Origin of the sequence: Sphingomonas sp. BT-65, assembly GCF_026107375.2 — a bacterium.
GTDB lineage: Bacteria > Pseudomonadota > Alphaproteobacteria > Sphingomonadales > Sphingomonadaceae > Sphingomonas.
Genome location: NZ_JAPCIA010000001.1, coordinates 304,084 through 316,720, shown reverse-complemented (window position 1 = coordinate 316,720; position 12,637 = coordinate 304,084). Strand labels below are relative to the sequence as shown.

16 protein-coding genes are annotated in these 12,637 nt (G+C 66.2%); 7 read left to right on the top strand and 9 right to left on the bottom strand.

From position 1 onward, the window contains the following. Position 1 precedes the first annotated feature (1 nt). Genes OK349_RS01560 through OK349_RS01550 form a run of 3 tightly spaced genes read right to left on the bottom strand, consistent with a single transcriptional unit; the run spans position 2 to position 935 of the window. A complete protein-coding gene (locus OK349_RS01560; protein WP_265116079.1) occupies positions 2–124 on the bottom strand; it encodes a hypothetical protein in 123 nt (40 codons plus the stop codon). Further along, the gene (locus tag OK349_RS01555; RefSeq protein ID WP_265116078.1) at positions 117–554 is read right to left on the bottom strand and encodes a DUF488 domain-containing protein; all 438 of its coding nucleotides are present in this window, start codon (positions 552–554) and stop codon (positions 117–119) included. Before OK349_RS01555 ends, OK349_RS01560 begins: the two co-directional genes overlap by 8 nt. Before the next feature lie 3 nt (positions 555–557). Then, positions 558–935 (bottom strand): VOC family protein, encoded by a 378-nt coding sequence (locus OK349_RS01550; RefSeq protein WP_265116077.1) that lies wholly within the window; start codon positions 933–935, stop codon positions 558–560. Between the two features lie 41 nt (positions 936–976). On the opposite strand from OK349_RS01550, the gene OK349_RS01545 reads away from it, so the two are divergent. The 3 genes from OK349_RS01545 (at position 977) to OK349_RS01535 (ending at position 2,856) form a co-directional block, all read left to right on the top strand. Next, the gene (locus OK349_RS01545; protein WP_265116076.1) at positions 977–1,525 is read left to right on the top strand and encodes a GbsR/MarR family transcriptional regulator; all 549 of its coding nucleotides are present in this window, start codon (positions 977–979) and stop codon (positions 1,523–1,525) included. A gap of 82 nt (positions 1,526–1,607) precedes the next feature. Beyond that, positions 1,608–2,426, top strand: a complete 819-nt coding sequence (locus OK349_RS01540) for a fatty acid desaturase (RefSeq protein WP_265116075.1) — start codon at positions 1,608–1,610, stop codon at positions 2,424–2,426. A gap of 16 nt (positions 2,427–2,442) precedes the next feature. Continuing rightward, positions 2,443–2,856, top strand: coding sequence for a hypothetical protein (locus tag OK349_RS01535; protein WP_265116074.1), 414 nt, complete (start codon positions 2,443–2,445; stop codon positions 2,854–2,856). Here the strand turns inward: OK349_RS01535 and OK349_RS01530 are convergent. Beyond that, a complete protein-coding gene (locus OK349_RS01530) occupies positions 2,823–3,470 on the bottom strand; it encodes a lysoplasmalogenase (RefSeq protein ID WP_265116073.1) in 648 nt (215 codons plus the stop codon). The two genes, OK349_RS01535 and OK349_RS01530, sit on opposite strands and share 34 nt — an antisense overlap. 140 nt (positions 3,471–3,610) lie before the next feature. Between OK349_RS01530 and trmFO the strand changes: the two genes are divergently transcribed. Further along, positions 3,611–4,948, top strand: a complete 1,338-nt coding sequence (gene trmFO / locus OK349_RS01525) for a methylenetetrahydrofolate--tRNA-(uracil(54)-C(5))-methyltransferase (FADH(2)-oxidizing) TrmFO (protein ID WP_265116072.1) — start codon at positions 3,611–3,613, stop codon at positions 4,946–4,948. A 1-nt stretch (position 4,949) separates the two neighbouring features. On the opposite strand, the gene OK349_RS01520 is transcribed toward trmFO, so the two are convergent. Both OK349_RS01520 and OK349_RS01515 read right to left on the bottom strand, forming a co-directional pair. Further along, a complete protein-coding gene (locus OK349_RS01520) occupies positions 4,950–5,429 on the bottom strand; it encodes an EF-hand domain-containing protein (protein ID WP_265116071.1) in 480 nt (159 codons plus the stop codon). A 60-nt stretch (positions 5,430–5,489) separates the two neighbouring features. Continuing rightward, the gene (locus OK349_RS01515) at positions 5,490–6,113 is read right to left on the bottom strand and encodes a hypothetical protein (RefSeq protein ID WP_265116070.1); all 624 of its coding nucleotides are present in this window, start codon (positions 6,111–6,113) and stop codon (positions 5,490–5,492) included. Positions 6,114–6,248: 135 nt separating this feature from the next. On the opposite strand from OK349_RS01515, the gene OK349_RS01510 reads away from it, so the two are divergent. The 3 genes from OK349_RS01510 to OK349_RS01500 are packed head-to-tail and all read left to right on the top strand — an operon-like array spanning position 6,249 to position 9,723. After that, a complete protein-coding gene (locus tag OK349_RS01510; protein ID WP_265116069.1) occupies positions 6,249–8,363 on the top strand; it encodes a TadE/TadG family type IV pilus assembly protein in 2,115 nt (704 codons plus the stop codon). Further along, a complete protein-coding gene (locus OK349_RS01505; RefSeq protein WP_265116068.1) occupies positions 8,360–8,986 on the top strand; it encodes a TadE/TadG family type IV pilus assembly protein in 627 nt (208 codons plus the stop codon). The genes OK349_RS01510 and OK349_RS01505 overlap by 4 nt, the downstream gene beginning before the upstream one ends. Further along, positions 8,983–9,723: a TadE/TadG family type IV pilus assembly protein gene (locus tag OK349_RS01500; RefSeq protein ID WP_265116067.1), complete on the top strand. Its 741-nt coding sequence runs from the start codon at positions 8,983–8,985 to the stop codon at positions 9,721–9,723. Before OK349_RS01505 ends, OK349_RS01500 begins: the two co-directional genes overlap by 4 nt. On the opposite strand, the gene OK349_RS01495 is transcribed toward OK349_RS01500, so the two are convergent. From OK349_RS01495 to OK349_RS01485, 3 genes are all read right to left on the bottom strand, one after another. Beyond that, entirely contained in the window at positions 9,705–11,123 is a 1,419-nt protein-coding gene (locus tag OK349_RS01495; RefSeq protein WP_265116066.1) for a pyruvate dehydrogenase complex E1 component subunit beta, read from the bottom strand. The genes OK349_RS01500 and OK349_RS01495 overlap by 19 nt on opposite strands. A gap of 1 nt (position 11,124) precedes the next feature. Beyond that, positions 11,125–12,186, bottom strand: coding sequence for a pyruvate dehydrogenase (acetyl-transferring) E1 component subunit alpha (gene pdhA / locus OK349_RS01490; RefSeq protein WP_372340529.1), 1,062 nt, complete (start codon positions 12,184–12,186; stop codon positions 11,125–11,127). A 94-nt stretch (positions 12,187–12,280) separates the two neighbouring features. Beyond that, positions 12,281–12,592: an FtsB family cell division protein gene (locus OK349_RS01485; protein WP_265116064.1), complete on the bottom strand. Its 312-nt coding sequence runs from the start codon at positions 12,590–12,592 to the stop codon at positions 12,281–12,283. Positions 12,593–12,637: the final 45 nt, after the last annotated feature.

Genomic DNA, 12,637 nt, shown 5'->3' with positions numbered 1-12,637 from the left:
CTCAGCCTCCGCCGTCACGCGGGGCCGATGGCGCCCGCACCCCGATCCGCACCCGCACCTCGCCCGGCACCCCGAAATCCTCGAGCGGCGCGCCGAGGCCATGGATGCCGCAGACCTCACGCATCGGCGAACAGGTCTTCCACCTCGATCCCCTGGCCTTCGGCGGCGATCAGCAGCGTGCGGTGACACATCCCCGGATCGCGCTCGAAGCACAGCAGCGCGCTCGGCGTCTCGGCGATCAGCTCGCGCATCTTCGCCGCCTGCGCCTGCGCCTCGGGCAATTCGAGCTGCCCGGCATAGACCGTCCTCAGCGTCGCCCGGTCGCCCTTCTTGGCGGCATCGCGCCCCGGCTTGGGCGTGCCCAGCGCCTTCAGATGCACATAGCCGATCCCGCGCTCCTTCAGCGCGGCGGTGAGCGGTGCCTTGGAGAAGCCCGGCCGGCGCGACAGCGGCAATTGCCGCACGTCGATCACCTGGCGCACCCCCGCCCCCTCCAGCGCGGCGAGGAACGAGTCCATCGTCGCGCCCTCATAGCCGATGGTGAAGACCTTCATCCCTCACTCCGCTTTGTGGCACACCGCCTCGACGTTCATCCCGTCGGGATCGATCGCGAACGCCGCATAGTAATTCGGATGATAGTCTTCGCGTATCCCCGGCGCACCATTGTCCCGCCCCCCTGTCGCCAGCGCCGCCGCGTGGAACGCATCCACCGCCGCCCGGCTCTCCGCGCGAAAGGCATGATGCACCCCGTCGCTCACCGGCTCGCCATCGGCGATCACGAAATCCACCTCGTCCACGCCCATCAGCACGACATTGTTGCCGAGCCCGTTGGTCTCCTCGCCCATCACCTTGTAACCGAGCGGCGCCAATGCCGCCTCGTAGAAGCGCCGCGACGCCGCGATATCGCCCACTGGAATCCCGAGATGATCGATCATGGTTGACTCCTTCAATTTCTGAAATTACAGAAATTACCAACATGACCCGCTTCGCCGAACATCCCGACGCCAAGGCGTTCATCCTCCACTGGGGTGAGATGGGAACGCAATGGGGCGTCAATCGCTCCGTCGCACAGGTGCATGCGCTGCTCTATCTCGCCGACCGCCCGCTCCATGCCGAGGAGATCGTCGAGGCGCTCGGCCTCGCCCGCTCCAACGTCTCGACTGCGCTCAAGGAGCTTCAGGGCTACGGCATCGTCCGCCGCGTCCATGTCGAGGGCGACCGCCGCGACCATTTCGTCGCCGAGACCGACCTGTGGGAGATGCTCATGCGCATCGTCGCCGAGCGCAAGCGGCGCGAGGTCGATCCCACCATCCAGCTGCTCGGCGAGCTCGCCGCGCGTCTGGCCGCCGACGAGACCGCCCCGCCCCAGGTGCGCGAGCGCGTCGGCCGGATGCATGAGTTCATCGGCACGCTCGGCGGCTGGTACGATCAGGTCCGCGTGCTGCCCAAGCCCACGCTCGTCACGCTGATGAAGCTCGGCGGCAAGGTCGCCCGCTTCATCCCCGCTTCCCGCAACAAGGACTGATCCCGCACGCCCGTCTCGACGGCCCATCTCGCATGCCAATCAATTTCTGAAACTACAGAAATACCAGTAATGGAGAAACAAGATGGCTCGACATCATCCCGCCGCCGCCGATCCCGCGCTCCGCCGTGTCGCGTGGCGCGATCTGGTGACGATGCGCCCGCGCGACGGGGTGGTCGAGTGCCTTCATCCCCTGCCCTGGCTGGCGCTGTCGCTGACCCTCGCGCAATTCGGCCTCTGGCTGCTCGCCGTCCCCGCCACCTTCATGTTCTTCCTCACCGCGCTGCGGCTCAACCATGAGGCGATCCACCACAATCTCGGCTTCGGCCCGCGCGGCCACCGCCGCGTGCTGCATGGGCTCAGCGCGCTGATGCTCGGCTCCAACAGCTCGGTCGCATTCAACCATCTCCACCACCATGCGAAGATCGGCACCGCCGACGATATCGAGGGCAAGTGCGGCGACATGAAGCTGTGGCAGGTATTGCTCTACGGCCCGCGCTTCCCGGTCGAGACCCATCTCTATGGCTGGCGGCACGGTGGCCCGCAGCTGCGCCGGCGCATGGCGATCGACCTCGCGCTCAACGCCCTCGTGATCGGCGCCGCGCTCGCCAGCCAGTGGACGCCGCTGCTCTACCATATCGCCGCGATGCTGGCGGCGCAGTGCTTCACCGCCTTCTTCGCGGTGTGGATCACGCATCATGGCTGCGAGGACGGCCTCATCGCCCGCACCCAGCGCGGACGGCTGCTCAACCTCGTCAGCTACAACATGTTCTTCCATCTCGAGCACCACCTCTACCCCGCGGTGCCCGTCAGCCGCCTCCCCCGCCTCGCCGCCCGGCTGGATGCTGCCGCGCCCAAACTGGCGGCGCGGATGCGGATGGTGGTGCCCCTCCCGCGTAGCTGACAGAAGGATAATTCGGATGAAGACTTTCCGTTATGCCCGCGGGTCCGCAATCGCCCTGCTAAGCGCCGGCCCAATCTTTTTGACGACGCTGCTGATTGCGATGGTCGTCATCGGACCACAGGATGGCGAAGTCGTTGGAATACTGCTCGGAATAATTCCAGCTGCAATAATCGCGATCCCGTTCGGAGTGATCCTTGGAGCTATCCCGATATTGCTCGGCGGTTTCGTCATGGGAAACCTGGGTGCCCAATGGCCGGCTAGCCGCCACCCGTTGTTCTGGGCGATCGCCGGCGGCTTGATGGCGTTGCCAATGCCTGTCCTACTGCACCTGGATAGCGGATGGCAGATAATCGCCCTCTTCTTCTTCGTTGGCTCCGCCTGCGCCCTGATCGTCCGCTACGGCACCCGCTGGTCCGACGACAGCGTCTGAACCACACCCCACGCGATCAGCGCCTGCGCCGCGAAATAGGCCGGCCAGATCAGCAGGCTCGGCACGAACGAATCCTCGAGCAGCCCGAACCGCGAGAAGATCAGCAGGTCCGACACCACGAACAGCACCGCGCCGATCCCGACGCGATAACGCGGAAAGCGGCTCGTCCACGCGGTTGCCGCCATGACGCCGAGGAACGCGGCATAGGCGCCCACCGGCAGCGCCTGCCCCGCCGGTGCGGCGAGCAGTGCGGAAATCCCCACCGTCGCCGGCGCGATTACATAGCCCAGCAGCTTCTGGCTCGATGAAGGGTTGGCCCGCCGGTTGCGCAAATAGAGCGCGATCGCCACCGCATGCCCCGCCGCGAACGCCGCGCCGCCCGCAGTGAAGCCGTCGACGATCTCGAGCAGCAGGTCGCCCAGCGCACCGAGCGCCAACACGCCCGCGATCAGCCAGCCATCGGTGCTCCGCGCCCGGCTCGCCGCCCAGGCCGCGAGCAGCGCCACGCCGCTCGTCTTCCACGCCGCCTGCCACGCGCCCGCGTCGACCATGCCCCATGCGGTCAGCGAGTAACTCGCCCCCGCCAGCACCGCGATCCAGAACAGCCCCCGCATGCACTTTCCCTTTTCCTACAACCCCCACCCTGGCGTAAGGGCTTGGACAGGGGCGTCCGGCACTGCCTGACACGTGTCAAGTTCGCGCATGACACCCTTCGATTCTGTCAACTTGCCCAGAGAGGCGTGTCAACCAAGCCGTGTCCAGCGCTAGTCATCAGGTCCACATCATCGGCGGCGGCCTCGCCGGGTCCGAAGCCGCCTGGCAGCTCGCCAATGCCGGCATCCGCGTGAAGCTGTCCGAAATGCGCGGCGGCGGCGGCACGACGCCCGCGCACCAGACCGACGGCCTCGCCGAGCTGGTCTGCTCGAACAGCTTCCGCTCCGACGATGCCGAGCGCAACGCCGTCGGCCTGCTGCATCAGGAGATGCGCGACCTTGGCTCGATCATCATGGCGCAGGGCGACGTCCACAAGGTGCCCGCCGGCTCGGCGCTGGCGGTCGATCGCGACCATTTCTCGAACGGCGTCACCGCGGCACTCGAAGCGCATCCCAACATCACCATCGTGCGCGAGCGGGTGGACCAGCTCCCTGGCGAGGGCCTCACTATCGTCGCCACCGGCCCGCTCACCGCGCCCGGCCTTGCCGAGAGCATCGGCGCGGCGACCGGCAAGGACAGCCTGGCCTTCTTCGACGCCATCGCCCCGATCGTCCATCGCGACAGCATCGACATGGACGTCGCCTGGTTCCAGTCACGCTGGAACAAGGTCGGCCCCGGCGGCACGGGCAAGGATTACATCAACTGCCCGATGACGAAGGAGCAATATCTCGCCTTCCACCAGGGCCTGCTCGACGGCGAGAAGTCCGAGTTCAAGCAATGGGAGAATGTTCCCTATTTCGAAGGCTGCATGCCGATCGAGGTGATGGCCGAGCGCGGCGTCGATACGCTGCGCTACGGCCCGATGAAGGGCGTCGGACTCGATCAACCGAGCACCGGCCGCTGGCCCTATGCCTGCGTGCAGCTGCGCCAGGATAACGCGACCGGCACGTTGTGGAACATGGTCGGCTTCCAGACCAAGCTCAAGCATGGCGCGCAGGTCGAGCTGTTCCGGACGATCCCGGGACTCGAAAATGCCGAGTTCGCGCGCCTCGGCGGCCTCCACCGCAACACCTTTATCCGCTCGCCCGAACTGCTCGATCCGACGCTGCGCCTGAAATCGCGCCCGCATATCCGCTTCGCCGGCCAGGTCACGGGGTGCGAGGGCTATGTCGAAAGCTCGGCCATCGGCCTGCTCGCGGGCCGCTTCGCCGCGGCCGAGATCCTCGGCCATACGCTCGCACCGCCCCCGGTTGAGACCGCGCTCGGCGCGCTGCTCGGCCACATCACCGGCGGCGCGGAGGTCGAGACCTACCAGCCGATGAACGTCAATTTCGGCCTGATGCCGCCGATCGAGGGCCGCACCAAGAAGGCCGATCGCAAGCTCATGTACACCGCCCGCGCCCGCGCCGCGTTCGACGCGTGGCTCAAGGCAGCGTGACCTACTCGTCCGCCGCGTCGGCCAGCGCCTTGGCCACCTCGGCGCGGCAGTCGCAGCGCGGACCCGAGGGGCGCCGCTTGGGCGCGGTGGTGGCGAATTCGGCGCGGGTCAGCCCGCCCGATTTGTCCTTGTCGGCCTCGGCGAATTTGGTCGTGGTGCGCACGGTCCATTCCTCGAACGACAGCTTGCCGTCGCCGTCCTTGTCGAGCTTGGCGAAGGCCTTGCGCCGCGGCTGCTGCAGCTCAGCGAGCGTGATCGTGCCGTTCCGGTCCTTGTCGCCGCGATCGAAGCGCTTCTCCTCGCGGCTGCGATCCGCCCGCGGCACCTCCGCCACGGGTTGCGTTTCGCTTTCGGCTGCCGCGGTCTGCGCGGCCTTGGGCGCCGGCGGCACCGGTTCGGGAGTCGCGCTCCCCTTGAACAGGAAAATCCCGGCCCCCGCCATCAGCAACGCCGCGATACCGCCCACGAAATAGCGCCACATGCCCGACTCTCCCCCTCAGGACGGCAGCAAGCTAGCGTCTCCACAGGCGGCAGCAAGACGTCACTTGCCGGTCATGCGATGCCATAGCGCGCGCGCCGTGCGCCGTGGCGATCCCTGGGCCACGCCCTCCAGGTCAAGCCGCGCCAGGTGCGCCATCGCCCCCATCGCCCGCCCGTTCCGGCTCCAGCGCGCCGCCGTCGCCTGCGCCAGCGAGCTCTCGGCGATCGCCCGCGCCGCCGCCGCCTCGCCGGGATCGCTCAGCCCGGTCGCCAGATCGGCCAGCGCCCAGCCCTCCCCGGCCAGCGTCAGCGGATCGGCCGGCGACGCGCCCGCCAATATGCCCGCCAGCTCGAAAATCCGCCGGCCCCGCGCGCCATAGGTGCGCAGCGCGAGGTCATCGAGCTCCGCCTGCATCAGCGCCTGCCAAGCCTGCGCGATCCCCGCCACCATCGCCCCCGCCAGCCCCATCCGCAGCACGTCGCGCGCGACCCCCTGCAGCACCGGCTCGGGCGGCGCCGGCGCGGTGTCGAGCGCGAGCAGGGCGTCATGCCACCATTGCAGCCGGATCTGCCCCAGCGCCGGCTCGCTGGTGGTGCGCACCGTCTCCGCCAGCTTGTCGTCCAGCGCGAGCAGCGCGGCCAGCCCGCCGCGCGCCGTAGCGGTCGGCGCATAGGAGAGGATCATCCTCCGTTCCGGATCGGAAATCACCGGCCTTCTCCATAACGGAGCCAGCGTAGACGCGGCGTTAACCATGCGCTTTCAGCGCGCGTTAGCCGCACCCGCTCCATAGCGCGCGATTGAACGGGGGATGGTGGACCGATGAACATGCGCGCAGCGGCGGGAAGCGCACAAACCTGGCTGACATCACTTGCCCGCGACACGCGCGGCAACACGCTCGCGATCATCGCGGCGTCGATCATTCCGCTGGCGGGCATGGTGGGCGGCGGCGTGGACATCAGCCGCATGTACATCGTCAAGACGCGCCTGCAACATGCCTGCGACGCCGGCGCGCTCGCGGGCCGCAAGATGATGGGCGGCGGCAGCTGGTCCGCGAACACCTATGCCGCGCGCGGCGAGGCCGAACGTTTCTTCGACGCGAATTTCAATGCCAATGCGTACGGGACCAGGCTCGAGGAACCGGCGACGCGGCGCAGCTTCACGGAGACCGCAGGCAAGGTGACCGGGAATGCCCGTGCGGTAGTGCCGATGACGCTGATGCGCATTTTCGGCCGGGCCGACGAAACGCTCACCGTCACCTGCGACGCCGAGATGCGGTTGCCGAACACCGACGTGATGTTCGTGCTCGATACCACCGGATCGATGGATTTTTGCCCGAACGGCGACACGAGCTGCAACGGCAACGCGAATTCGCGCATCGCCGCGCTGCGCAAGGCGGTGAAGTGCTTCTATCAGATCGTGGCGCGGCTCGACGTGCCGGATGCCGATTGCGACGGCGACGAACCCAGCGGCGGCACGGGCAGCCAGGTGCAAATCCGGTTCGGTTTCGTACCCTATTCGACCACCGTGAACGTGGGCAAGCTCCTGCCCAACGACTATCTGGTGGACCGGTGGACGTATCAGACGCGCAGGCCCGACATGGCCGTACCGCCCCAGAAGACCGAGACACGCTGGGAAAGCTATGGCGGCGGCTCGCTTACCCAGAGCGACTGCCTCCTGTTCATGAACAACCAGGCCTTCGGTTCCTTCACCCCCACGCCAGCCAGTTCGGGCGGTCCCGTCCCTGCGCCTACGGTCGAGGCGAGCTTCCCGAGCGACGGCACCGCCACCAATGGTGGCGACCACGGTGAATGGGGCTGGTCGCGGGGATCGAACTCGACCGAGAGCTGGGGCAACGCGCCCGACCGGTCGACCGGCGGCGGCGACGACAGGAAGAGCTGCCGCCGCAAGAAGACGACCACCACCACCTATTATGAAGAAAAGTTCGCGTCCTGGGACTATGGCCAGTTCGAAATCGACGTCAGAGGACTTAAGGCCGGTGGCAGCAGCTGGAACAACAGCTTCACCATGCCAAGCTCGTTGACTGATCTTAATACGACTTCGATCGCCGACCCGGTGACCGGCATGGGTGGCAAAGATATTCCGGCGGCGACGATCACCTGGGCCGGGTGCATCGAGGAGCGCGAGACGACTCCCACCACCGATTACGACCCGATTCCGTCGGAGGCTATCGACCTCGACATCGACATGGTGCCCAACAGCGACGAATCGCGCTGGAAACCCGCGCTGCCGCGTCTGATCTTCACGCGCGGCAACACCAACGGCGCCAACTACGACGCCACTAGCTGGGATGGTTGGGGGCAGGGGGATATCAGCGGCTGGTCCGTCGACCCGATCTCGCCGTCAACCGCGGACTACGGCAACCGCTCGACCTTCTTCTGCCCCACCGAGGCGCGCAAGCTCCAGAGCTGGACCGACCCGACGACGTTCCAGGGCTATGTCAACTCGCTCGATCCGGACGGCAATACCTATCACGACATCGGCATCATCTGGGGTGCACGCCTGATGTCGCCGACCGGCATCTTCGGCAGCGAGAACCTCGCCACGCCGAACGGCGGCGAGATCGAGCGGCACATGATCTTCATGACCGACGGTGACACCAACGCAAATACCTATGATTACGCCGCTTATGGCCTGCCCTTCTTCGATCACCGCCAGACCCCTGAGAACCCCACCAAGGCGCAACTGCAGGAGCAGGTGAACCTGCGCTTCCTCGCGATCTGCCAGTGGGTGCGGAACAAGAACATCACCTTGTGGGTGATCAACTTCGGCGAAGGGCAGAGCCAGGAAACGCAGGATCGGCTCGAGGCATGCGCCTCGGAAGGCCGCTATTTCTCGGCCTCTGATGGCAGTGCGCTCCAGACGACGTTCAAGTCGATCGCCGACCAGATCTCGCAGCTGAGGCTTACCAAGTGAGCCAGGGCGCGCACCGGCTTCGCCTGCTCGCCCGCCACGAACGCGGCGCCACGCTCGTCGAGTTCGCGATCGTGGCGCCGGTGTTGGGTTTCATGCTGCTCGCCGCATTCGACGTGGCGCACACGCTGTACGTGCGGGCCGCGCTACAGGGCGTGGTGCAGAAGGCGGCACGCGATCTGACGCTCGAATCCGGACTCGTCACCGCGACGCAGGATCTGCTCGACGAAAAGGTGCGGAAACAGGTGAAGGCGCTGGCCAACAACGGCACGGTGACGATTTCGCGGCAATGGTACCGCAGGTACGAACATGCGGCGGCATCGCAGTTCGAGCCGTGGACCGACACCAACAGCAACGGAACCTGCGATGGCCCGCAGGGCGGCACGCCGGGCGAGCCCTATGAGGACACCAACGGCAACAATCGCTGGGACGCCACCGGCGGCAATCTCAGCCAAGGCGGCGCGAAAGACGCCGTGCTATACACGGCGACGGTCAGCTATCCCCGTTTCTTCCCTGTCTACAATGTGATCGGGGGCTCGAACACGACCAAGGTCACCGCATCGACGATCCTGCGCAACCAGCCTTATGGCGACCAGGGCGTGGCGACCGTGAGGAATTGCCCGTGAAGCAGCTCCTGTCCCTCATCGGAAATTGCGGGCGCCGACTCGGCCGCGACACGAGCGGACTGGCGCTGCTCGAGTTCGCCTTTGGCCTGCCCGTCGTGCTGGTGATGAGCCTCACGGGTGCCGAACTCACCAATTACATCATCACCAAGATGCGCGTCAGCCAGATCGCGTTGCAGCTGGCCGACAACGCGGCGCGGATGGGCTCGGGCAGCCAGCTCGAATCCAAGAAGATCTACGAAAGCGACATCAACGACCTGCTCACCGGCGCGAACCTGCAATCGGGCGAGCTGGCGCTGCTGGCCAACGGCTATATCACGATCTCAAGCGTCGAGCCGCATGCGACCACGGCCGGCCGCTATCGTATCCGCTGGCAGCGGTGCAAAGGCAGCCAGACAAACCTGACCTCCACCTTCGGCTCACAGACCGACAGCGCGACCGTCATCGGCGCGGGCGTCACGGGTGTCGGTCCGACCGGCCGCCAGGTCATAGCGCCAACGAACGGCGTTACGATGTTCGTCGAGGTCCGCTACCGGTATCAGCCCCTGGTCAAGACGTCGCTCTCACCATCGAGCGAAATCAATGAGATCGCGTCGATGATGGTCCGCGATTCCCGCAATACCAGCGACGACAGTACCAGCGGCGCAAGCGCTACCCATCCGCGCGGCATCAACAAGGTTGCGGGGGTAGCGCCATCGCTATGTGCGGGTCAGGAGCAGAACTATCTCGAAAAACGGTAGGTCACCTTCTTCACGCCCGCGATGACCTTGTCCGCAGTGATCAGCGCCAGCTTCTCGAGGTTCGCGGCATAGGGCAGCGGCACATCCTCGTTGGTCACGCGGATTACCGGCGCATCGAGATCGTCGAAGCCCTCTTCCATCGCGATCGCCACGATCTCCGACGAGATCGAGCAGACCGGCCAGCCTTCCTCGACCACGACCATGCGGTTGGTCTTCTTGAGGCTCTCCAGCACCGTCGCCTTGTCGAGCGGGCGCAGCGTGCGCAGATCGATCACCTCGGCGTCGATCCCCTCGCCCGCCAACGCCTCGGCGGCTTCGAGCGCGACGCCGACGCCGATCGAATAGCTGACGATCGTCACGTCCTTGCCCGGCCGCACGATGCGCGCCTTGCCGATCGGCAGCACCCAGTCGTCGAGCTTGGGCACCTCGAAGGTGCGGCCGTACATCAGTTCGTTCTCGAGGAATACGACGGGGTCCTCGCTGCGGATCGCCGCCTTGAGCAGGCCTTTGGCATCTGCCGCGTCATAGGGCGCGATCACGATCAGGCCCGGCACGCTGGCATACCAGGGGCCGTAATTCTGCGAGTGTTGCGCCGCGACGCGGCTCGCCGCGCCGTTGGGACCGCGAAACACCACCGGGCAGCGCATCTGGCCGCCGGACATATAGTTGGTCTTGGCGGCCGAGTTCACGATGTGATCGATCGCCTGCATCGCGAAGTTGAACGTCATGAACTCGATGACCGGCTTGAGGCCGCCCATCGCCGCGCCAGTGCCGACGCCGGCAAAGCCATATTCGGTGATCGGCGTGTCGATCACGCGCTTGGCGCCGAACTCGTCGAGCAGGCCCTGGGTCACCTTGTAGGCGCCCTGATACTCGGCGACTTCCTCGCCCATCACGAACACGCGGGCGTCGGCGCGCATCTCCTCGGCCATCGCGTCGCGCAGCGCGTCGCGGACGGTGGTCTTCACCATCTCGGTGCCCGCCGGCACTTCGGGGTCGGCCACGGTCGCCGCCTTGTCGCTGGCGAGCTGCTTGGTGCCGCTGTCGGCCTTCTTGGGGCCGCCATCCTCGCCGGCCTCGGATTCCGCGGCCTTCTGCTCGGCGGCAGGCGCTTCGGCTTTGGCGACAGGCGCAGGCGCCGGGGGCGAGGCGTCCTCACCCTCACCGGCGATCGTCGCGATCACGGTGCCGACCTTCACCCCATCGGTGCCCTCGGCGACCAGGATCGACGCGATTGTGCCTTCGTCGACCGCTTCGAACTCCATCGTCGCCTTGTCGGTCTCGATCTCGGCGAGGATGTCGCCGGACTTCACGGTGTCGCCTTCCTTGACCAGCCACTTGGCGAGGGTGCCCTCTTCCATCGTGGGCGACAGCGCCGGCATCTTGAGCTCAATCGCCATCTCAGTAGGTCCCCACCAGCACGTCGGTATAAAGTTCTGCCGGATCGGGCTCCGGCGTCTGCTCGGCGAAATCGGCGGCTTCGTTCACCGCCTTGCGGATCTCGGCCTCGATCGCCTTGAGCTCGTCTTCCTTGACGCCAGCGGCTTCGAGCTCCTTCTTCACGCCCTCGATCGGGTCGCTGTTGTCACGCACCGCCTGCACCTCGTCGCGCGAACGGTATTTGGCGGGATCCGACATCGAGTGGCCGCGATAGCGATAGGTCTTCATCTCGAGGATGATCGGCCCCTTGCCCGCGCGCACCCACTCCAGTGCCTCCTCGGCCGCGCCGCGGCAGGCGAGCACGTCCATGCCGTCGACCTGGATGCCCGGAATGCGGAAGCTCTCGCCGCGCTTGAACAGCTGATCCTCCGCCGAGGATCGGTTGACGCTGGTGCCCATGGCGTACTGGTTGTTCTCGATCACATAGATGATCGGGAGCTTCCACAGCTCGGCCATGTTGAAGCTCTCGTACACCTGGCCCTGGTTGGCCGCGCCGTCGCCGAAATAGGCCATCGCGACGCCGCCATCCTCGTTATACTTGTGCGCGAAGGCGAGGCCGGTGCCGAGCGAGACCTGCGCGCCGACGATGCCGTGGCCGCCGTAGAACTTCTTCTCGGTCGAGAACATGTGCATCGACCCGCCCTTGCCGCGCGAAATGCCGGCGGCACGGCCGGTCAGCTCGGCCATGATCTCCTTGGGATCGATGCCATAGGCGAGCATGTGGCCATGGTCGCGATAGCCGGTGATCACCGAGTCCTTGTCGCCGTCGAGCGCCGACTGCAGGCCGACCGCGACCGCTTCCTGGCCGATATAGAGGTGGCAGAAACCGCCGATGAAGCCGAGGCCGTAGAGCTGTCCCGCCTTCTCCTCGAACCGGCGGATGAGCAGCATCTGGCGGTAGAATTCCAGCAATTGCTCTTTCGAGGCTTTGTACCGCTCCGGTTCGTTTGGACGTTCGCGATTAGTTACAGCTGGTTCTACTTTACGGCTCTTTGCCGGCGCTTTTGCCACGATGACCCTCATCCTGGGAGAGATGGAAGCGGCCCTATAGGCCGGTTCGCGGCCCAGGCGCAATGATGACGCGCGCGTAAGGCACGGAGGCGGTTGCCGCCCGGCCTCAATCGAGCGGAACGATCACCTCGTCGGGGTGGACGACGTTGAGTTTCTTGCGCGTCAGCTCGTCGACCATGTCGGGATCGGCGCCCTTCTGGTCGAGCAGCTTGACTCGATTGCGCAACTCCGCCCGCGCCTTCTCGAGCTTGGCGAGTTCGGCATGCTTCACGGCGAGCTGGCGCTTATAGTCGCCATAGGTGAGCATCCCGTTGGGGCCCAGCACCGCCGAATAGGCGAAGAAGCCCATGAAGATGATCGCCACGGCAGGAAGCCCTGCGCGGGTGAGGATCGCCTTGAACGGGGTCGCACGTGCCATGGTTAATTGTCGCCCATCTCGAATCGCCGATCAAGCCCGAAGGCC